17 protein-coding genes are annotated in these 20,456 nt (G+C 44.1%); 13 read left to right on the forward strand and 4 right to left on the reverse strand.

The genetic code is table 11. The annotated features are described in order from the left end of the window. Nucleotides 1-11 precede the first annotated feature (11 nt). The 4 genes from carB to AC4PGZ_RS03220 form a co-directional block, all read right to left on the reverse strand. The gene (gene carB, locus AC4PGZ_RS03205) at nt 12-3,221 is read right to left on the reverse strand and encodes a carbamoyl-phosphate synthase large subunit (protein ID WP_492159603.1); all 3,210 of its coding nucleotides are present in this window, start codon (nt 3,219-3,221) and stop codon (nt 12-14) included. A 24-nt stretch (nt 3,222-3,245) separates the two neighbouring features. Next, a complete protein-coding gene (gene carA / locus AC4PGZ_RS03210; RefSeq protein ID WP_492159604.1) occupies nt 3,246-4,301 on the reverse strand; it encodes a glutamine-hydrolyzing carbamoyl-phosphate synthase small subunit in 1,056 nt (351 codons plus the stop codon). A 400-nt stretch (nt 4,302-4,701) separates the two neighbouring features. Further along, the gene (locus AC4PGZ_RS03215; protein ID WP_492159605.1) at nt 4,702-5,613 is read right to left on the reverse strand and encodes a YihY/virulence factor BrkB family protein; all 912 of its coding nucleotides are present in this window, start codon (nt 5,611-5,613) and stop codon (nt 4,702-4,704) included. Nucleotides 5,614-5,626: 13 nt separating this feature from the next. Further along, a complete protein-coding gene (locus tag AC4PGZ_RS03220; protein ID WP_492159606.1) occupies nt 5,627-7,402 on the reverse strand; it encodes an Rqc2 family fibronectin-binding protein in 1,776 nt (591 codons plus the stop codon). Between the two features lie 143 nt (nt 7,403-7,545). On the opposite strand from AC4PGZ_RS03220, the gene AC4PGZ_RS03225 reads away from it, so the two are divergent. The 13 genes from AC4PGZ_RS03225 (at nt 7,546) to pknB (ending at nt 20,455) form a co-directional block, all read left to right on the forward strand. Continuing rightward, a complete protein-coding gene (locus tag AC4PGZ_RS03225; RefSeq protein ID WP_492159607.1) occupies nt 7,546-8,430 on the forward strand; it encodes a YicC/YloC family endoribonuclease in 885 nt (294 codons plus the stop codon). Between the two features lie 15 nt (nt 8,431-8,445). Continuing rightward, on the forward strand, nt 8,446-8,721 hold the full coding sequence (locus AC4PGZ_RS03230) for a DUF370 domain-containing protein (protein WP_492159608.1): 276 nt from the start codon (nt 8,446-8,448) through the stop codon (nt 8,719-8,721). Next, on the forward strand, nt 8,714-9,328 hold the full coding sequence (gene gmk, locus AC4PGZ_RS03235) for a guanylate kinase (RefSeq protein ID WP_492159609.1): 615 nt from the start codon (nt 8,714-8,716) through the stop codon (nt 9,326-9,328). The genes AC4PGZ_RS03230 and gmk overlap by 8 nt, the downstream gene beginning before the upstream one ends. Next, the gene (gene rpoZ / locus AC4PGZ_RS03240; protein WP_492159610.1) at nt 9,328-9,588 is read left to right on the forward strand and encodes a DNA-directed RNA polymerase subunit omega; all 261 of its coding nucleotides are present in this window, start codon (nt 9,328-9,330) and stop codon (nt 9,586-9,588) included. The genes gmk and rpoZ overlap by 1 nt, the downstream gene beginning before the upstream one ends. A 1-nt stretch (nt 9,589) precedes the next feature. Next, nucleotides 9,590-10,804, forward strand: coding sequence for a bifunctional phosphopantothenoylcysteine decarboxylase/phosphopantothenate--cysteine ligase CoaBC (coaBC, locus tag AC4PGZ_RS03245; RefSeq protein WP_492159611.1), 1,215 nt, complete (start codon nt 9,590-9,592; stop codon nt 10,802-10,804). Nucleotides 10,805-10,876: 72 nt separating this feature from the next. Beyond that, a complete protein-coding gene (priA, locus tag AC4PGZ_RS03250; protein WP_492159612.1) occupies nt 10,877-13,132 on the forward strand; it encodes a replication restart helicase PriA in 2,256 nt (751 codons plus the stop codon). 16 nt (nt 13,133-13,148) lie between these two features. Then, nucleotides 13,149-13,601 carry a peptide deformylase gene (def, locus tag AC4PGZ_RS03255; RefSeq protein WP_492159613.1) on the forward strand — a complete coding sequence of 151 codons (453 nt, stop codon included), beginning with the start codon at nt 13,149-13,151 and terminating at the stop codon, nt 13,599-13,601. Between the two features lie 31 nt (nt 13,602-13,632). Then, the gene (gene fmt, locus AC4PGZ_RS03260) at nt 13,633-14,562 is read left to right on the forward strand and encodes a methionyl-tRNA formyltransferase (RefSeq protein WP_492159614.1); all 930 of its coding nucleotides are present in this window, start codon (nt 13,633-13,635) and stop codon (nt 14,560-14,562) included. Nucleotides 14,563-14,576: 14 nt separating this feature from the next. Further along, nucleotides 14,577-15,272 (forward strand): zinc metallopeptidase, encoded by a 696-nt coding sequence (locus tag AC4PGZ_RS03265; RefSeq protein WP_492159615.1) that lies wholly within the window; start codon nt 14,577-14,579, stop codon nt 15,270-15,272. 87 nt (nt 15,273-15,359) lie between these two features. Next, the gene (rsmB, locus tag AC4PGZ_RS03270) at nt 15,360-16,646 is read left to right on the forward strand and encodes a 16S rRNA (cytosine(967)-C(5))-methyltransferase RsmB (protein WP_492159616.1); all 1,287 of its coding nucleotides are present in this window, start codon (nt 15,360-15,362) and stop codon (nt 16,644-16,646) included. A gap of 14 nt (nt 16,647-16,660) precedes the next feature. Then, entirely contained in the window at nt 16,661-17,695 is a 1,035-nt protein-coding gene (gene rlmN, locus AC4PGZ_RS03275) for a dual-specificity RNA methyltransferase RlmN (RefSeq protein ID WP_492159617.1), read from the forward strand. A gap of 28 nt (nt 17,696-17,723) precedes the next feature. Beyond that, complete coding sequence (locus tag AC4PGZ_RS03280) at nt 17,724-18,491, forward strand: Stp1/IreP family PP2C-type Ser/Thr phosphatase (RefSeq protein WP_492159618.1); 768 nt, start codon at nt 17,724-17,726, stop codon at nt 18,489-18,491. Next, nucleotides 18,488-20,455, forward strand: a complete 1,968-nt coding sequence (gene pknB, locus AC4PGZ_RS03285; protein ID WP_492159619.1) for a Stk1 family PASTA domain-containing Ser/Thr kinase — start codon at nt 18,488-18,490, stop codon at nt 20,453-20,455. Before AC4PGZ_RS03280 ends, pknB begins: the two co-directional genes overlap by 4 nt. The last annotated feature ends 1 nt before the right edge of the window (nt 20,456 follow it).

The raw sequence follows: 20,456 nt of genomic DNA on the forward strand, positions 1-20,456 counted from the left end.
GTGAAATGGCCCTATATCGCAGATATATCGAATATCTCAAGCTTCTGCGGAGTGATCAGCAGCTTTTCGAATGACAGGAATGCCCTGAAGGTATCGAGCGACGTCATTACGTCTATATTTCTTTCAATTGAAGCTCTTCTCATGTTGAATCCGTCCCTTTTTGAGTCGTTTCCTTTGGTAGGGGTATTCACGAGAAGGTTTATCTCCTTGTTCTTGATCAGGTCCATCAGGTTCGGGCTGTCTTCGTTTATTCTGTTTACGGCTCTTGCGTTTATTCCTGAGGCCTTGAGCACATTTGCAGTACCCTCTGTGGATACGAAGCTGAATCCAAGCTTGTCAAGATCCTTTGCGATCGCAAGGAATTCTTCCTTGTCCTGATCGTTTATGGTAGCGAGTATGGTCTTTCCTTTTTTGCCTGTGTACATATTTGCACCGACAAAGCCTTTGTAGAGAGCTTCCTCAAGAGTATTTCCTATTCCAAGTACTTCTCCTGTGGATTTCATCTCTGGTCCGAGGCTCACTTCCACGTTAGGCAGCTTCTGCGTTGAGAATACCGGAACCTTTACTGATATCAGCCTGCTTTCTTTGTATATGCCTGTTCCGTATTCCATATCCTTGAGCTTTTCTCCAAGCATAACCCTGGTAGCGATGTCTACTATAGGCACCTTGCTCACTTTTGAGATATATGGGACTGTCCTTGAAGCACGAGGGTTTACCTCTATCACATAAAGCTTTTCTTCGTAGCAGATGAACTGTATGTTTATCATTCCCTTTATGCCTATTCCTGCAGCGAGCTTTTTGGTGTAATCCAGTATGTCGGCCTTTATCTTTTCGCTCACGTTCTGAGTAGGGTATATGGTTATGCTGTCTCCGGAGTGTACGCCGGCTCTCTCAAGATGCTGCATTATTCCCGGGATTAGTACGTCTTCTCCGTCTGAAATCGCATCTACCTCAAGCTCCATTCCCATAAGGTATTTATCGATAAGGACTGGATTTTTTTTGTCTTTTTTGAATGCATCCGTGAGGTAGTGAGCGAGTTCTTCATCAGAGTGGGTTATCTCCATTCCCTGGCCTCCAAGCACGAACGATGGTCTTACAAGTATCGGGAATCCAAGTTTTGCTGCCTCGATCAGTCCTTCTTCTGCGCTCCATACAGCCTTGCCCTTAGGCCTTGCTATGTCAAGCTTTTCAAGAAGAGCGTCAAACTGCTCTCTGTCCTCTGCAAGGTCTATCTGGTCAGAAGTAGTTCCAAGCGTAGGTATGTTCTTTTCCTTGAGGAATTTTGCCAGCTTTATGGCAGTCTGTCCGCCAAACTGGAGTATAACTCCGTCCGGCTTTTCCTTGTATATTATCTCAAGCACGTCTTCTTCTGTAAGCGGCTCAAAGTAGAGCTTGTCTGATATGTTGAAGTCTGTACTTACTGTTTCCGGATTGTTGTTTATTATTATGGTCTCGATTCCCATGTTTCTCAGTGCCATTACGCAGTGCACTGAAGCATAGTCGAACTCAATGCCCTGTCCAATCCTTATAGGTCCTGATCCGAGAACAATTACTTTTTTTCTGTCTGAAACCTCAACCTCGTCATACTGCTCATATGTCGAGTAGTAGTAAGGGGAGAGTGCCTCAAACTCGCCTGCGCAGGTATCAACCATCTTGAAGGCTGGATTTATGTCCCAGATGTTTCTGAGCTTGTATATCTGCTCTGGAGATACCTTCAGCATGTCGCTTATGGCCTTGTCTGAGAATCCGTGCTTCTTGAGGTTGAGCAGCCATTCCTTGTTAAGGTCTGAGAGCCTGCTCAGCTTGAGCCTCTGTTCTTCGTTTATTATCCATTTGAATTTTTCGAGATAGAATGGGTCGATTCCTGTTATTCTGGCTATCTTGTCCATTCTGTAGTCACGTCTTATTATCTCGGCAAGCGCGAATATTCTTTCGTCATCAGGAGAGATTACCTTTGCCTTGAGCTGTGCCAGAGAGTAGTCCTTGAATTTTGGATGCTCCATTGAGTATCTGTTGAGCTCGAGCGATCTTATTCCCTTTAGGAATGCTGATTCGAAGTTGCTTCCGATGGCCATGATCTCGCCTGTTGCCATCATCTTTGTTCCCAGCTCCCTGTCTGCAAGGTAGAACTTGTCGAAAGGCCATTTTGGTATCTTTACTACTACATAGTCCAGCGATGGCTCAAAGCAGGCGTAGGTCTTCTGAGTAACTGCATTTTTTATCTCGTCGAGCCCGTATCCGAGCGCTATCTTTGCAGCCACCTTTGCTATAGGGTATCCTGTAGCCTTTGATGCAAGCGCTGATGAACGTGAAACCCTCGGGTTTATCTCTATTACGGCATATTCAAAAGAGTTAGGGTTCAGGGCGAACTGCACGTTGCAGCCTCCTTCGATCCCTACGGCTTCGAGTATCTTGAGAGAAGATGTACGAAGCATCTGGTATTCCTTGTCAGAGAGCGTCTGGCTTGGGGCTACTACTATGGAATCGCCTGTGTGTATTCCTACAGGATCGATGTTCTCCATGTTGCATACGGTGATGCAGTTTCCCTTGCTGTCTCTCATTACCTCGTATTCGACTTCCTTCCAGCCCTTTACGCTCTTCTCGAGAAGTACCTGGCCGATCGTGCTCAGCATGAGTCCTGATGCCAGTATGGTCCTCAGTGAATCTTCGTTTTCTGCGATTCCGCCGCCTGAGCCTCCAAGCGTATATGCAGGTCTTACTATTACAGGGTATCCTACCTTGGCAGCCCAGCGAAGCCCTGAATCGAGATCTGTGATTATCTCGCTTTCTATTACCGGCTGGTCGATTTCCTTCATCATATCTCTGAAAAGCTCTCTGTCTTCGCCTTTCTTGATTGAGTCTATCGATGTTCCGATTACCTTTACTCCGTATTTTTCGAGTACTCCGCTGTCATGAAGCTCCACGGCCATGTTGAGCCCTGTCTGTCCGCCCATTCCGGCAAGCAGCGAGTCTGGTCTTTCCTTTTCTATTATCTTTTCTACGAATTCGAGCGTTATCGGCTCTATATATATCTTGTCTGCTATCTCGGCATCAGTCATTATGGTTGCGGGATTTGAGTTTACCAGCACTACCTCAATGCCTTCTTCCTTCAGGGACTGGCAGGCCTGTGTGCCTGAGTAGTCAAATTCTGCAGCCTGTCCTATTATTATTGGGCCTGAACCTATTACAAGTACTTTCTTTATATCTTTATTTAATGGCATCTTTATCCTCCTCGAACAATAAAATTACAGTGAATACTTCAGGAACTCATCGAATATATATTCGCTGTCCACCGGTCCCGGGCTTGCTTCCGGATGGAACTGAACCGAGAATACAGGCATAGTCTTGTGTCTCATTCCCTCTATGGTGTCATCGTTCATGCTCACATGGGTTATTTCAAAGTTCTCAGGAAGCTCTGTTACATAGTATCCGTGATTCTGTGATGTTATGTGGACCCTGTCTATCAGAAGGTTCTTTACCGGATGGTTGCATCCTCTGTGTCCGAATTTAAGCTTGCCGGTAGCTCCCCCGAATGCTATCGCAAGCAGCTGATGTCCAAGACATATTCCAACCACTGGCTTTTGAGCTGTCATCTTCTGTATCTCGATTATGGCTTCAGGCATGTCGGCTGGATCTCCCGGGCCGTTTGAAAGGAAGATAAGATCCGGATCTGTCGCAAGCACCTGCTCTGCTGCAGCATCACATGGGAATACAGTCAGATCGCAGCCTCTTTTCATGAAGTTTCTGAGTATGTTGGTCTTTATTCCGTAATCCATCACGGCTACCTTTTTTCCTTTTCCGGGTATATTGTATATTTCTTTTGTAGAAACCCTTGAAACGGCATCTCTGTTTGAAAAGCCTGCGAGCTTTTCCTGTATTTCATCTTCAGAGTAGTGGCTGTTTTCAAGGACTATTATGCCCTTCATTGTGCCGGCGTTTCGAAGCAGCTTTGTAAGCGCTCTAGTATCTATTCCTTCAAGTCCCATTATTTTGTTTGATTCAAGATAGGTGTCAAGCTCAAGCTCGCATCTGAAGTTGTTCGGGTGATCTGATTTTTCTCTGACGATGAAGCCTCTCACCTTAGGGGAAGCGGATTCGATGTCGTCAAGGTTTATTCCGTAATTTCCTACCAGCGGATAGGTCATGGTTACGATCTGTCCATAGTAGGATGGGTCTGTGAGGACCTCCTGATATCCTGTCATACCTGTATTAAAGACTACTTCGCCTGTGCATTCGTGCAGGTATCCAAAGGCCTTGCCTTCAAAAACCATGTTGTTTTCCAGAATCAGTTTTGCTTTCATAGTTTCCTCCAAATTCAAATAGTATTACGGGATATAATAAAAAAAAACAGAAATAAGCTTTTTACATATTCTGTAAAAAGTCACCTCTGTTTATTGTTTCGATGTATGAAATATAATTTTTATCTGCGCAAAAACAAATCACTTTTGCGGCAACAAAAGAAATCATCATTTTATCTATCCCTTTCTGGCCTCTCTGGACCAAATTAAAGTATGATTTATCTAAAGGTAATTATATCCGAGAATAGTGGCAAAGTCAACATAAAAAATAACCACGAGATTTAGGGAATAGGGAGTCATCTCGTGGCTATAAAAAGAGAAGAGATCGGGAAATCTCTCTAAAACATTTATAACCATTTTTGTGCAGCTTAAACAATTCTATGAAATAAAATATAAATTAAGATTACCTTTTTGCTTCTGATTGCATATCTTTCACGTCATATTCAAAATGTCCATTGCTCCTCTGGTAGAGTATATGGATCAGCTCTCCGCCCATTACTATTATGATTCCTGCAAAATACAGATACAGCAGAAGCAGCATCACTGTACCGAGGGATCCGTAGACTATGGTGTAATTTGAAAAATTGCTTACATAGTATGCAAAACCCAGCGACATGGCCAGAAGGGATATCAGCGTGAAAAGGGTCCCGATGATGTTGTATCTGCGAGGTATTCTGTCTTCGGGGATTATGAAGTAAACAAGGTACAGCGTGCAGAAAAGCGTAAACAGCGACACAGACCATCTCAGCACCGTCCAGAGCTCCAAAAACACCGTGTCGAGCCTGAAAAAGGCCAGTATATCATGGAAAAGCGGCTTTCCGACTGTTATAAGCACAAGTGATATTATTATGGAAAAAGCCAGAAAGAGCGTTACGAGAAATGCAAGCAGCCGCTTTTTTATATTTGAGGCATTCATGTCGGTTCGATATGCCCTGCTCAGAGCATGTATTATCGAGGTCAGCGCCTTTGAGGCTATGAACACTGAGGATACAGCACTGAATGTGAATATTCCCGTGCTTTTTGTCTCTGAGGCATATCTGAGATAATCAAATATGATGCTCAGGACATCAGGGGGAAGAAAGTCAGAAAGTATCAGAGAAAGCTCGGCGGTATTTATGTTGAGGGTTCCTACTATCTGGCTGAGCAGCATGAGCATTGGAAATATTGAAAGTATGAAAAAGTATGCGAGCTGCCCTCCGAGCTGGCTGAGGCCATCGTCTGAGTATCTGCGAAAAAGAGCCTTGGCTGCATACAGCGCAGCAGGGTCATCTTTTCGAGGATAGGTATATTTCTGCAGCAGGCTTTTACCGTTCATTGAAATCACCTCTTTATCTGTTCTTCATGAGCCTGTATACGAGTTCCTCATCAGGAGTGACATAGACTGTGCCGTAATCGTCATAGATTACCATTCCTGGCTTTGCTCCATTAGGTTTTTTGACGTTCTTTCTCGGAGCGTAGTCTACCGGCACCTGAGAAGAAGTCCTCGCCTTGCTGTAATATGCGGCGAGCTTTGCAGCTTCGTAGAGAGCCTCCTCGGACACGTCATCGAGATTCTGCCTTATTATGACATGAGACCCGGGAATGTTTTTCGTATGCAGCCATACGTCATCCGGCTTTGACATCTTCAGGGTCAGTCTGTCATTCTGGGTGTTGTTTTTCCCTACGAGGATCTCGGTCCCGTCGGTTGCAGTAAACTCGAGAGGCTCGGAGGATTTTTCCTTCCTGCCTTTTTTCCCCTCTGTCTTTGAAAAGCTGTAGTAGCCCTCTCTTGCAAGCTCTTCCTTTATCTCTTCTATGGAATCAAGGCTCGTGCAGTTGTTTATCGATACCATTACATTATCAAGATATTCCATTTCGCTCCTGGTCTGCTCTATCTGGATTCCAAGTTCCTTTATCCTGCTCTTTGATTTATTGTATTTCTTGTAGCAGGCCTGGATATTTTCAGAAGGGGTCAGGTGTTCATCGAGAGGTATGGTTATCTCAGGCGCATTCTCGTCGAAGTAGTCGATTACACGAACCTCCTTCATGCCCTTACTGAGCATATATATGTTTGCTGTGAGCAGTTCTCCCGTCTTTGAGTATCTGTCCAGCTCATTTGCCCTGTTGAGTTCATCTGTCTGTTTTTCGAGCTTGGTCCTGACTCGGTCGAGCTTTATCTGGATTGACTTCCTGAGGTCCGAAGATCTCTGGTGGATTCTCTCATAAAGATCCTTGAGCGCAAAATACTGCTCACATATCTCACTTATGCTCTCGCTATGCTTTATGCTGAAGCCTTCCATATGAGTCAGCGCTACTGCAGAAAATTCAACCGGAGTATTGAGTCGCTTATCCATTATTATATTTGGGTATATATTATTTACTGACACATCATTAAATAGCCTGTCAAAAGAGTTCTTCAGCCTCTCGTAATTAAGATCTGTAAGCTCATAGGTCGACAGCGAATCATCTATCGAAGCCCTGAAGCATATCTCTCTTGCTATTACGGGGCTCAGGCCTTCAAAATTTCCATATATGGCCTTGAGTATAGATGAGTTTTTGTTTTTAAGAACTGATATGAATTCCTCGAGGCCTATGCCGATCAGAGGGTTTTTCTTGTTCTGGCCAGGCGGCTGAATGAACTCCCTGTTAGGAAGCACTTCTCTTACGGAGCTCATGGAAAGCGGAACTCTCTTAACAGCATCTGTAACCTTTCCCGATTCGGAATCCACGAGGATTATATTGCTGTGCTTTCCCATTATTTCTATTACAAGGAGTTTCTGGCGAAGCACTCTCATCTCATCATAGGCTTCAATCCTCAGCGTTAGAGAACGGTCAAATCCGTTCTGCGATATGGAGAGGATTCTGCCGCCTCCTATGTGTTTTCTCAGTATCATCAGAAACATAGGCGCCTTGAGCGGGTTTTCCTTTTTATATTCCTTTACAAGGTATATCCTCGGATTCGCGCTGTTTGCGCTCATGAGCAGCTTATAGTTCTTCTGATTGCTTCTTATGGAAAGGAGGATCTCATCATCCTCAGCCTGGGTTATCTTATCTATCTTGCCACCTGCGAGCAGAGTGTTCAGCTCGTGCGCCGCAGCATGCAGTGTAAGTCCGTCTAATGGCATTGTTATCACCTTTTTCCTGTTTTTTAATTTATTTTACCACAATTAATGTAATATGAACTTTATTTTTTAAAAAAAAGAAGGTATAATAGAAAGTAATGTAAATTTATAATAAAGTTTGATATCGTTGAGGAAAGTGGGAAGAGATGACAATCAGCATGACTGGCTACGGACGCGGAGAATATCTTGATGAAAGATATCATTTTACCGTGGAAGCAAAAAGCGTGAACAACAGATACCTGGATATTCAGGTAAAGATGCCAAGAAAAATTGCATATCTGGAGGAATATATAAAGCAGAGCCTCAAGAAATACGCTACCAGAGGAAAGGTGGATATATTCGTAAAGCTCGAGCTTGGAAGTGAGAGCGACACAAAGGTAAGCTTTGACAGGGAACTCGTAAAGAACTATTATGAGGTACTTGCAGGAATCGAAGAGGTTACGGGGGCTTCGAGCCAGGTACGTGCAGTCGATCTCGCAAAATTTCAGGATGTGATAAGGCTTGAGGAAAAAGAGATAGATCAGAGCGAAATAAAGAGATGTCTGGACAGCGCAATGGATATGGCATTCACGAACTTCAGGGACATGAGAAGGTCTGAGGGTGAAAAGCTCAAAGAAGACATACTCGAAAGATGCCAGCTTCTCGAAGCTTACTTCGAGAAAATAGAGAAGCTCAGCGAAAACATAGAAGCAGAATATCAGCAGAAGCTCATGACCAGGCTTTCAGATATGCTTAGAAACATGGGACAGAATATAGATGATCAGAGGATAGTTCAGGAAGCGGCAATACTTGCAGACAAGGCAAACGTGACCGAAGAAATAGTGAGATTCAGAAGCCATATAATCCAGCTGACAGAAACCGTAGAAGGCGAAGACTCAGTAGGCAGGAAAATGGATTTCATACTTCAGGAAATGAACCGCGAAGTAAATACGATTGGATCAAAATCCTCAAAAATAGAAATAACAAACGTAGTAGTTGACCTTAAATGTGAGCTCGAAAAAATAAGAGAGCAGATACAGAATATAGAATAATTGCAGAGGAAGAAAATGAGCTTAATTAACATAGGATTTGGAAATACGGTTAATGCCAGCAGAATAATAGCGATAGTAAGTCCGGACTCGGCTCCTATAAAGAGAATCATAGAAGAAGCCAGAAGCAGCAAGAAGCTCATCGATGCGACATATGGACGCAGAACCAGGGCGCTGATAATAATGGACAGTGAACATGTCATACTCTCATCGCACAATCCTGAAACTGTAGGGCATAGATTTGGTGACAGGGAAGACTATAATGAAAAGATAAAGGGAGAATATAATGGATAGGAAAGGTCTTTTACTTGTACTTTCAGGGCCATCAGGAGCCGGGAAAGGAACCATATGTGAGAGCTTTATGCAGAAGTGCCACGATGTGAAACTTTCTGTTTCAACCACCACCAGAGAAAAGCGAAACGGAGAGGTGGAAGGAGTCAGCTACAACTTTATCACAAAAGATGAATTTGAGCATTCTCTCAAAAATAATGGTTTTCTGGAACACGTTCACGTATTTGGAAACTATTACGGGACTCCAAGGAGCGTAGTAGAAGAAAATATAAACAAGGGCATAGACGTGCTACTCGAAATCGAGATAGTAGGCGCCATGCAGATCAAGGAAAAGTATCCGGATGCAGTACTTATATTCGTGCTTCCTCCGACGATATGCGAGCTTGAGAAAAGAATCGTCAAAAGAGGCACAGAGACAAATGACCAGATCAAGGACAGGCTTTCCAGAGCACTCAGTGAAATAAGGAAGATCAACGAATATTCATATTTCATCGTAAACAACGATGTGGAAGAAGCAGTAAGCTACATGGAGAGCATAATAAAGGCAGAGAAGAGCAGCGTAAAGAGATACAGTGAACAGATTATCAACTTATACCAGGAGGAAAAATAATGTTATATCCATCAATAAATGATCTATTAGAAATATCAGACAGCAGATACGTACTTGTGAACCAGGTTTCAAAGAGAGCGAGACAGCTTGTAGAAGGAAGTGATGCTCTTGTAAGAACAGCGGATACAAAGCCTGTTTCAATAGCTACACAGGAAGTTTTTGAGAAGAAGATAGGATACAGCAGCTCATACACAATGGAAATGGAGCAGCAGGATTACGAGGACAAGTGCAACGCGTTCAGCAACCTGATGGGAGAGTAACATGAAGCATAATGTGGTATTGGGAGTTACAGGAGGCATAGCTGCATACAAGGCATGCGATATAGTTTCAAGGCTCGTAAAGAAAGATGTGAACGTAGATGTAATAATGACAGAGAGTGCGGCAAAGTTCGTAGGACCTGTTACGTTTCAGAGTCTCTCAAAAAACAGGGTCGTGACTGACATGTTTGATACGAATTTTTACTGGGACATAGAACATATCTCCCTTGCAAAAAAGGCAGATGTGTTTCTGATTGCACCAGCTACCGCCAATATCATCGGAAAGATGGCAAACGGCATCGCCGATGACATGCTCAGCACCACCGTAATGGCAACAAAATCAAGAATAATAATGGCTCCGGCGATGAATACGGCAATGTATGAAAACCCTGCAGTTCAGGAAAACATAGAAAAGCTGAAGAATCGTGGCGTCATATTCATAGAGCCTGTAGAAGGCCTCCTTGCCTGCAATGATGTCGGCAGGGGAAAGATGGAAGACCCTGAAAAAATAACAGAGACAGTTATGCATTACCTGACTCGAACAGAAGAGCTTAAGGGGAAGAAAGTCCTTGTGACGGCCGGACCGACTATCGAATCGATAGATCCGGTAAGATATATAACCAACAGATCATCTGGAAAGATGGGCTACCAGGTAGCGAGAGAAGCAGTCAGAAGAGGCGCTCAGGTAACGCTCGTTTCCGGAAAGACATCAGAAAAAGTGCCATATGGAATATCAGAATTCATAAGCATAGAATCCTCAGAGGATATGTACCAGGAGGTAATGAAAAGAGCCTCTGACATGGACATAATAATCAAGTCGGCAGCTGTAGCAGATTATACCCCTGCACACAAGTCCCAGAGCAAGATAAAGAAAAGCGACGGAGATATGAGGATAGAGCTCCAAAGAACTCATGACATACTCTTCGAGACAGGGCAGCAGAAAAAGGAAAACCAGATACTCGTAGGATTTGCGGCAGAGACGGATGACATAATGAACAACGCCGTATCAAAGATGAAGCGTAAAAATCTTGACCTTATAGTTGCAAATGACGTAAAAAAAGAAGGCGCAGGATTTGGAACAGACACCAACATAGTAAATATAATTGACAGGAGCGGAGCCATAACAGAGCTTCCGCTTATGGACAAGAGCCTGGTTGCAGCAAGGCTGTTTGACAGGATAACAGAATTCTATATTGAAGATGAAGATGACCGAAAATAAAATATAAATCAGAACAGGAGAGGACACTGACAACAAAAGTGCCCTCTTTCAAATATGTTAAGGAGTATCCCGATGTCAGATAAATCTATGAATACCGAAGTAGAGATAATCATAAAACATAAATCCAGATACTTGGACAGAGTATTCAACTATCTGGCTCCTTCAGACATAAAGGAAGGACAGAGAGTGGAAGTTCCTTTTGGAAAGGGAAACAGGATCCATGAAGGTCTGGTCATAAACATACCGGAGCCCAATTCAGACGAAAGAACTGGAGAGAACAGGGAACTAAAGGAGATATCATCTGTAAAGGAAAGCGCTCCTCTCATAAGCCCTGAGGCGCTGAGGGTTGCCATGTGGATGAAAAACCAGTACATGTGCAGCATGTTTGAGGCGGTATCGCTCTTTTTCCCAAAGGCAGAGAAGACAGCCCTAAGATACAGGCGCGTACTTGTGCCTGCAGTAAGCAGGGAGGAGATAGAGGCATACAGGGATTCTCAGAGAAAAAATGCAAAAAACAGGATTACTCTGGCTCAGGAGCTGATGGACGGCCCGGCAGACATTATGGAGATACAGGAAAAACACAGAGTCATATTCGGCCAGGCTGTAAAGCAGCTTGAAGAAGACGGTATAGCGTATGTGGAAAAAAGGCTTGAGATCAGAAAGCCTGATGAAAGCTATACAATAAGGACCAAAGACATAGTGCTGACGCAGGAGCAGGAGAGCGCGTACGCAGGAATCACGCAGACCCTTGGAAACGGAAAACCCAAGCTGCTTTTTGGCATAACAGGCTCAGGCAAGACCGAGATATATATAAGGCTTATCGCAGATGCCCTTGAAAATGACAGATCGGCAATACTTCTCGTTCCGGAGATATCTCTTACCCCTCAGACCATAGCGAGATTCAGGAATGTATTTGCGGACACCATAGCCATAATGCACAGCCATCTGAGCGAAGGCGAGAAAAAGGACCAGTGGGCGATGATAGAGAGCGGGCAGGCCCAGATAGTAATAGGTGCAAGGTCTGCGGTATTTTCACCTCTCAGCAATCTGGGAATAATAATAATAGATGAGTGCCATGACGATGCCTACAAATCAGAACAGTCTCCAAAATACGATACGGTAGAAGTCGCCGAAAAGATAGCAGAGCAGATGGGGGCATCCCTGATACTCGGGAGCGCCACGCCGACCATAGAACAGTTCTACAGAGCAAAGTGCGGAGAGTTTGATCTTTTCAGGCTTACGGGAAGAGTGAATGCATTCCTCCCTGAAATAGAGATAACGGATACTCTGGATGAGCTGAGGAGTGGTAGCGACTCGCTGATAAACCTGCATATAAAGCAGCGGATTCAGGAAGAAACGGACAAAGGAAGGCAGGTCATAATATTTCTCAACAAGAGAGGATTTGCGACAAGCCTGACCTGTACAGACTGTGCACATACACCAAAATGCCCGGACTGTGACATAACCCTGAATTATCACAAAAACGGAAAAAAGCTCATGTGCCACTACTGCGGATACACAAGGCCTTATGACGGCATCTGCAGTGAGTGCAGTGGAAACAGCATGAGAGAGATTGGGGCAGGAACCCAGAAGATAGAAGAAGACATAAGGCAGTCAATCAGAGGTGCTAAGACTGTAAGGCTCGACAGGGATACCACGACCAGGAAGGGCGAATACGAGAGGCTTCTCATGCAGTTCAAGGATCAGCATGCAAACATACTGATAGGTACCCAGATGATAAGCAAGGGCCTCGATTTTGAAGACGTGACCCTCGTGGTAGTGCTGAACGCCGACCAGGGCCTCAGATTTCCTGACTACAGAAGCTATGAAAAGACCTTTTCCATGGTATCCCAGGTAGCCGGGAGAGCAGGCCGGGGAGAAAATAGAGGCAGCGTGATAGTACAGACTATAGAAAAAGACAATGAGATATTTGAATATATAAGGAACAATGACTATGAAGGTCTTTATGAAACCGAGATAAGGGCAAGGCGCGACTTCGGGTATCCGCCCTTTGGAACAATAATAAGGATAGTGACAGGCAGCACCAGAGTAGAAAGAGCTGCAAATACAGCAGAAAAAATCAAGGATGCCATAAATTTCTACTCAGGGAAAAAGGGAGCAGAATTCACTCCGCTTGGACCCACTCCGTGCATAATACAGAAGATAGAGAAGAAATACAGGTGGCAGCTTTTTTACAAGATAGACGGAGAACGCGAAATATCTCTGCTAAAAAGTATAATAAACTTTATTTTATCTGAAAAAAGAAGTATAATTATAGATGAGGATACATCGGTATCCGTAGATGTAAACCCAAAGAATATGATGTGATTTTCGGGAGGAAAATATGGCAATAAGAACGATAAGACACGACGGAGACGAAGTGCTTAGAAAAAAATCAAAAAAAGTCGAAGAGATAACACCCAAAATACGTGAACTTATAGAAGATATGATAGATACGATGTATGAAGCCGATGGAGTTGGCCTTGCCGCACCACAGGTGGGAATACTGAGGAGGATATTTGTGATCGATGTAGGCGAAGGCCCGATTGTATGCATAAATCCGGAGATACTGGAAACGTCAGGCTCTCAGACTGATGACGAAGGATGTCTCAGCCTTCCGGGGTATTATGCTCCGGTATGCAGGCCAAATTACGTTAAATTCAGATTCTTCAATGAAGATATGGAGGAATGCGTGATGGAGGGAGAAGGCCTGTTCGCGAGAGCAGTGCTTCACGAAAATGACCACCTGAATGGAATACTCTTCAAGGACAGAGCACAGAAAGAAACCGAAGAATAAGAGAATATTCTTGGAAAGGCAGATTATGAGCATGAAGATAATATTTATGGGAACTCCGGAGTTTGCGGTTCATTCACTTGAGGTTCTAAGAGAAAGAGGAGACGAGGTGATGCTCGTCATTTCCCAGAAGGACAAGCCCAAGGGGAGAGGAAAGAAGCTTCAGCCCACTCCGGTAAAAGAAAAGGCGCTTGAATATGGTTACAGAGTTCATCAGCCTGACAGAGTCAGGGAAAAAGAATCGGTAGAGCTCATCAGGAGCCTGAGTCCCGACCTCATAGTAGTTACGGCGTTTGGACAGATACTGACAAAAGAGATACTTGATATCCCAAGACTGGGCTGCATAAATGTGCATGCCTCGCTTCTTCCTAAATACAGAGGGGCAGCACCGATAAACTTTGCGGTTATAAATGGCGAAGAAAAGACCGGAATAACCACTATGTACATGGCTGAAGGCCTTGACACAGGCGACATGATACTTGCGGATGAGATAGATATAGACGCTCATGACACAGCAGGCTCGCTTCATGACAAACTTGCTCAGCTGAGCAGAAAGACGCTCTCAAGGACGCTTGAGCTTATTGAAAAAGGCGAGGCACCAAGGACTGTTCAGGATGACAGCCAGTCCAGCTATGCACCTATGATGGACAAGGAGCTTGGACACCTTGATTTCAGCAGAGATGCCAGAGCTGTAGTAAACCTTGCGAGAGGAGTAGATCCATGGCCGTCTGCATACGCAGTGCTCGGAGGAGAAACTGTAAAGCTTTTTGACGTAAGGCTGGGAATACCTTCGGAAAATACAAGCTACGGAGAGATAAAGGACGTAAAGAGCGACTGCATAGAAATAAATGCAAAGGGAGGCACGGTTCTTGTATATGAGGTCCAGTTCCCTAACAAGAAGAGAATGCCTGTAAGAGAATACCTTAAGGGGAATGATATAAAAACGGGAGACTTGTTTGCATAACAGGAGGAAAATATATGTACTATCCATTATATTTTGATAATACAATGATAATACTGATCCCAGCGATGATACTGACGATGTATGCACAGGGAAAGATAAGCAGCGCATACAGCAAATTTTCAAGAATCCGTACTGCAAGTGGATACACAGGGATGCAGACAGCCAGATATATTCTTGACAGTAATGGCCTCAGCAGCGTGAGGATAGAGCTCGTATCCGGAAAGCTGAGCGATCATTATGATCCGAGGACAAGGGTACTGAGGCTTTCGAATGATGTATATTACGGAACTACAATAGCGGCAAGCTCGATTGCGGCGCATGAGGTAGGCCATGCCATACAGCATGCAAATGCCTATGTACCTCTGAAATTCAGAAACAGCCTTGTTCCGGTGGTAAACCTTGCATCAAACCTTGCATGGGTATTCATCTTCGCAGGAATGTTCTTTGCAGCCATGCCATCGTTATTTACGATTGGCGTGATCATGTTCTCGGCAAGCGTGCTGTTTCAGATAATAACGCTTCCTGTAGAGCTAAATGCAAGCAGTCGTGCGATAAAGATGCTTGGGGAGTCGGGGATACTGAGTCCGTCAGAGATACCTCAGGGCAGGAGAATGCTCAATGCGGCAGCTCTGACTTATCTTGCAGCCGCAGCCGCAGCTGTATCGCAGCTGATAAGGCTCCTAGTTATAAGAGACAGACACAGCAGATAAAAAACAATAAGGACGCAAACTGCGTCCTTTTTGAAGGTGGGCCCAGATTAAAACTGGACCAGAGTAAATCAACATGAAAGAGGTATTATGAAAAATCCAAGAGAACTGGGATATCATGCCATATACAATGTAATGTATCAGGGCGGGTACTCAAACATAGCCATAAATAAGATTCTGAGAAAAAACGAGCTGGACGGCATAAACAGAGGCTTTTTTACAGAGCTCGTATATGGAACCATAGAGAATAAGCTTTATCTTGACTATGTTATACAGAAATACAGCAGGCAGAAGCTGGAAGAGCTTTCAAAAGAAGTGCTCGTAATACTCGAGATGGGTCTGTATCAGATAAGAGAGATGGACTCAGTTACAGATTTTGCGGCAGTTGACGAATCTGTAAAGCTCTGCAAGAAGGTATTCCCAAAAGGAAGTGGGTTCGTAAACGCAGTGCTGAGGAATGTCCTCAGGGACCCGGGGGCATTTGACATAGACATAAAGGATCCTGTACAGAGGATATCTGTAGAGTACTCGGTATCGCCGGACATAGCCGGCCTGCTTGCAGACCAGTACGGGATAGAGGAATCGGAAGACATAATGTACGGCTTTTCCATGAAGCCAAAGCTATATATCAGAGCAAATTCACTTAAGACTACAGTTGCAAAGCTTGCGGAGCTGCTCAAAGAAGAGGGCGCAGAGCCGAAGGAAACTGAGGGAGTAAATGATGCTCTCTCCGTAAAGAACCTCAAGAACATAGAAAACAGCAGAAGCTACAAAGAAGGGCTGTTCAGTGTTCAGGACATAAGCTCTATGAAATGCGTAAGAGAGCTTGGACCGCAGCCGGGAGAATATATACTGGATCTCTGCTCATGTCCGGGTGGAAAGACAGGCTACATCGCAGAGCTCATGAAAAATGAAGGCATTATAGATGCCATGGATATATCTGAAAACAAGCTTGAGCTGGTAAAAAATACCTGCAGGAGGCTTGGCATAAGCATAGTAAGGACAAGACAGAACGATGCCACCGTATACAGCGAGGATATGGCAGATAAATACGACAGAGTGCTTGTGGATGCCCCTTGCTCCGGAATCGGGATAATCAGGAGAAAGCCTGAGATCAGGTACAAGACCATGAAGGACATAATCTCGATATACAATGTTCAGCGAAAAATCATCCAGAATGCTTCAAGATACGTAAAGCCAGGCGGAGTGATGATCTACAGCACCTGCACCATAAACAGAGAAGAAAACCAATACATCACGGATGAGTTCCTTAAAAAGAACAGCAACTTCGAAAGAGTTCAGGAAGACATAATGATGCTTCCTTCTGACGGAGAGAGTGATGGATTTTATATATGCAAGCTGAAGCGAATCAGCTGATAAGGGAAATAATTATGAAAACAGATATAAAGGGACTTACGCTGCAGGAGCTCAAAGAGCTGATTGTAAGCACAGGAGAGCCGGGATACAGGGCGGATCAGATATATTCGTTCATAACAAAAGGAGCAGAGAGCCTGGAAGATATACCGAATATACCGAAAAAGCTTAAGGAAAAGCTCTCGGAGATCGCATATATCTCAAAGGCGGCTGTATATCAGAAGCTTGAATCAAAGGAAGATGAGACAAAGAAATATCTTATAGAGCTTGACGATGGAAATATAGTAGAGACAGTGCTGATGAAATACAGGCATGGACTCTCTATATGCATATCAACGCAGGTAGGCTGCAGGATGGGCTGCAAATTCTGTGCATCGACGCTGGACGGACTAGTGAGAAATCTTACCGCTGGGGAGATCCTCGGACAGATAATCACGGTTCAGAAGGATGCCGGAGAGAGGGTGTCAAACATAGTCATAATGGGCTCGGGCGAGCCGTTTGACAACATGGAGAACCTCGAGAGATTCTTCAGGCTCGTGCATGATGAAAAAGGGCTGAACATAGGCTACAGACACATAACAGTATCTACATGCGGCCTCGTACCACAGATAGAAAGGCTTGCGGAGCTTGAGATACCGGTAAACCTTGCGATATCCCTTCACCAGACTCAGCAGAGCGAGCGCGAGAAGATAATGCCAGTAGCAAGAAGCTACAGCGTAGAGGAGCTCATAAGCGCGGCAAAAGCCTACTCAGAAAAAACAAAAAGAAGAGTTACTTATGAGTATGCGCTGATAAGAGGCGTAAATGACAATCCGCAGACAGCCATGCAGCTTGCAAAGCTTCTCAGAGGGTCGCTTTCGCATGTAAACATAATCCCGGTAAACGAAATAAAGGAAAATGACTTTAAGAGACCTGACATGAAAAAAGTCAGGGAATTTCAGAACATACTGATCAGCAATAAAATAGAGGCAACAGTCAGAAGAGAGCTCGGAAAAGATATTTCGGGAGCGTGCGGACAGCTAAGGCGAAGCACGATCGACAATAAATCTTAAATGCAGATTTTGTGGAGGAAACAGGATCATGGAATATTATCTAAGAAGTCACGTCGGAAAAGTAAGGACAAATAATGAAGATTTCGTAGGGCAGTTTCCAATTTGTGAACAGGCACATATATTCATCGTATCAGATGGCATGGGCGGACACAACAAGGGCGAAGCAGCAAGCAGGATAGCTACGAATACGGTTATTTCTTCTATGCAGGAAAAGCGAAGCGAGATAAAAAAATACCTTGAGGAAGAGAAATATCAGAAGATTGCAGACCTGCTGACATTTTCCATAAGAAAAGCAAATCAGTCGGTATATGAAGAAGGCGAAAAAGAAGAATATTATGGAATGGGAACCACTATGGTGGCCGCCGTCACAGCAAAAGACATGCTGATGGTAGCCAATGTAGGAGACAGCAGATGCTATATAATAAGAAGAAACAGGATAAAACAACTTACAAGAGACAATTCATTTGTACAGGAGCTTGTTGAATCAGGTGCAATAACAAAAGAAGAAGCGCTCACTCATTCTCAGAAGAATGTCATAACAAGAGCGATAGGAACAGATTGTGACATAAAGATTGACACATATGAATTTGAACTTGAAGAAGGCGATATTTTGATATTGTGTTCGGACGGACTTACAAATATGATAACAGATGAAGAGATACTGAGAGTCATATCCTCAGAGGCCTCTCTGGAACAGAAATCAGATGAGCTCATAGGAATCGCGCTTGAAAACGGCGGACTCGACAACATTTCTCTGATATGCATAAAGTATGACAGTAAGGTTGGTGAAATATGATAAACAGACTGCTAGGAAACAGATATGAAATACTCGAAAAAATAGGAGAGGGCGGTATGGCCTATGTATACAAGGCCAGATGCAGGCTTCTCAACAGGATAGTGGCCATAAAGATGCTCAAGCCTGAATTTGGCAAGGATGAGGAATTCATCGAAAAATTCAAGAATGAGGCACAGTCAGCGGCCAGCCTTAATCAGCAGAACATAATAAACATATACGATGTTGGCCAGGATGAGGATATTTCATATATAGTGATGGAATACGTTGACGGAGAAAACCTCAAGGACCTGATACACAAAAAAGGCGCGATAGATCAGGAACTGATGGTGTCGATATCAAGGCAGATAGCACTTGCGCTCGAAGAAGCGCACAGCAAGAAGATCGTGCACAGAGACATCAAATCCCAGAATATAATGCTTACAAAGAATAATATGGTCAAGGTAGCCGATTTCGGGATAGCCAAAGCCGTAAGCAGCTCTACCATAACCGCAGTAGGCTCCATAATGGGCTCAGTGCATTACTTCTCGCCTGAGCAGGCAAGAGGCGGATATGTTGATGAACGAAGCGATATATATTCGCTTGGAATCGTAATGTATGAGATGATAACAGGAAAGCTTCCCTTTGAAGGAGATACCCCTGTAAACATCGCGCTCAAACATATACAGGAAGAACTCAGGTTTTCTGACAGTGACAACATATCAGCAGAGATAAAGGATGTCATCAGGAAAGCCACTCAAAAGAGTGCTGACAGAAGATACAAGACTGTAAGCGACCTGATCAGAGACCTTGATTATATAAAGGAAAACAGGGCATTTGAAAACAACTTTTCAGATGAGACATATCATACACAGCAGATAGTGCCTGACGATCAGTACAAGATACTCTTTACTGACGTAAGCGAAAGCCGCGATGTAAACAGGCAGGCTGAAACAAGAAAGCCAAAGTCGGAGATCAGAAAATCGAAGGAAGCCGAAGAAGCATCAGGCATATCTCCTGGAAATCAGGACAGAAGCAAGATCGTAATGATAGTAGCAGGAGCGCTCATTGCCGCACTTTTATTCGTGGGGGCCATATTCATGATAAACGGCGGATTTGGCGGAATCGGAGACTCGGACAGGATAGAGACACCTGAATTCACAGGAAAGACCTTTGCGCAGGCACAGGCTCTGGCACTTGAAAGCGGCATAGAGATAGTACTTGCAGGCGAAGAGGTGAACAACCTGTATGAACCGGGACTCATAGTCAGGCAGGATCCGGAGGAAGGTACAAAGATAGCCGAGGGAGATTCTGTAAACGTCACCATCTCGGCAGAAAAGAAAGAAGAAGTCGTGGTACCTGAGCTTGCCGGCAAAAAGTTAGAAGAGGCATCAAAGCTTATTGCAGATGCAAAGCTTGAGGAATCCGTAGAATACAAGTTTGACGAAGCAATCGAAGAAAATATCGTCATAGATCAGACACCGAGAGCAGGAGACAGGGTTGAGGCAGGTCAGACTGTAAAGATAACAGTGAGCATGGGAAAAGAAGAGAATAACATAGAGCTTCCAACTGTACTCGGGAAATCAGAACAGGAAGCAAGAAACATACTCAAGAATTTCGACCTAAAGGTATCCTACAGAGAAGACAGAAATCAGAGCGAAGGCATAGTGCTGTCGCAAAACCCGAGCCCGGGGCAGAAAATGTCAACCGGATCAGAGGTAGGCATTGTAGTAAATAAATACGAGAAGCCAAAAGAAGTCAGCTACTCCATGGTCATAAGCCTTCCAAAGGACAGAGAGACAGTGAGAGTACAGATAAAGGATGTCACAAAGGACAACTTCATATACGACAAGACAGTAAAGCCTTCAGAAATAGGAGAAGTGCTTGAGGTGGAGGTAAGAGGCCTTCCTGGAGAAACAAGGGAATACAATGTATATCTCGATGGCGACTTCAGCAGCATATATGCAAATCCAAAAGTACAGTTTTAGA

The organism is Proteocatella sp. QWL-06 (assembly GCF_058684135.1).

Bases quoted from the DNA above. Each gene is read 5' to 3' on its own strand.
- carB (WP_492159603.1), bottom strand. From the start codon at position 3,221: ATGCCATTAAATAAAGATATAAAGAAAGTACTTGTAATAGGTTCAGGC.
- carA (WP_492159604.1), bottom strand. From the start codon at position 4,301: ATGAAAGCAAAACTGATTCTGGAAAACAACATGGTTTTTGAAGGCAAG.
- AC4PGZ_RS03215 (WP_492159605.1), bottom strand. From the start codon at position 5,613: ATGAACGGTAAAAGCCTGCTGCAGAAATATACCTATCCTCGAAAAGAT.
- AC4PGZ_RS03220 (WP_492159606.1), bottom strand. From the start codon at position 7,402: ATGCCATTAGACGGACTTACACTGCATGCTGCGGCGCACGAGCTGAAC.
- AC4PGZ_RS03225 (WP_492159607.1), top strand. From the start codon at position 7,546: ATGACAATCAGCATGACTGGCTACGGACGCGGAGAATATCTTGATGAA.
- AC4PGZ_RS03230 (WP_492159608.1), top strand. From the start codon at position 8,446: ATGAGCTTAATTAACATAGGATTTGGAAATACGGTTAATGCCAGCAGA.
- gmk (WP_492159609.1), top strand. From the start codon at position 8,714: ATGGATAGGAAAGGTCTTTTACTTGTACTTTCAGGGCCATCAGGAGCC.
- rpoZ (WP_492159610.1), top strand. From the start codon at position 9,328: ATGTTATATCCATCAATAAATGATCTATTAGAAATATCAGACAGCAGA.
- coaBC (WP_492159611.1), top strand. From the start codon at position 9,590: ATGAAGCATAATGTGGTATTGGGAGTTACAGGAGGCATAGCTGCATAC.
- priA (WP_492159612.1), top strand. From the start codon at position 10,877: ATGTCAGATAAATCTATGAATACCGAAGTAGAGATAATCATAAAACAT.
- def (WP_492159613.1), top strand. From the start codon at position 13,149: ATGGCAATAAGAACGATAAGACACGACGGAGACGAAGTGCTTAGAAAA.
- fmt (WP_492159614.1), top strand. From the start codon at position 13,633: ATGAAGATAATATTTATGGGAACTCCGGAGTTTGCGGTTCATTCACTT.
- AC4PGZ_RS03265 (WP_492159615.1), top strand. From the start codon at position 14,577: ATGTACTATCCATTATATTTTGATAATACAATGATAATACTGATCCCA.
- rsmB (WP_492159616.1), top strand. From the start codon at position 15,360: ATGAAAAATCCAAGAGAACTGGGATATCATGCCATATACAATGTAATG.
- rlmN (WP_492159617.1), top strand. From the start codon at position 16,661: ATGAAAACAGATATAAAGGGACTTACGCTGCAGGAGCTCAAAGAGCTG.
- AC4PGZ_RS03280 (WP_492159618.1), top strand. From the start codon at position 17,724: ATGGAATATTATCTAAGAAGTCACGTCGGAAAAGTAAGGACAAATAAT.
- pknB (WP_492159619.1), top strand. From the start codon at position 18,488: ATGATAAACAGACTGCTAGGAAACAGATATGAAATACTCGAAAAAATA.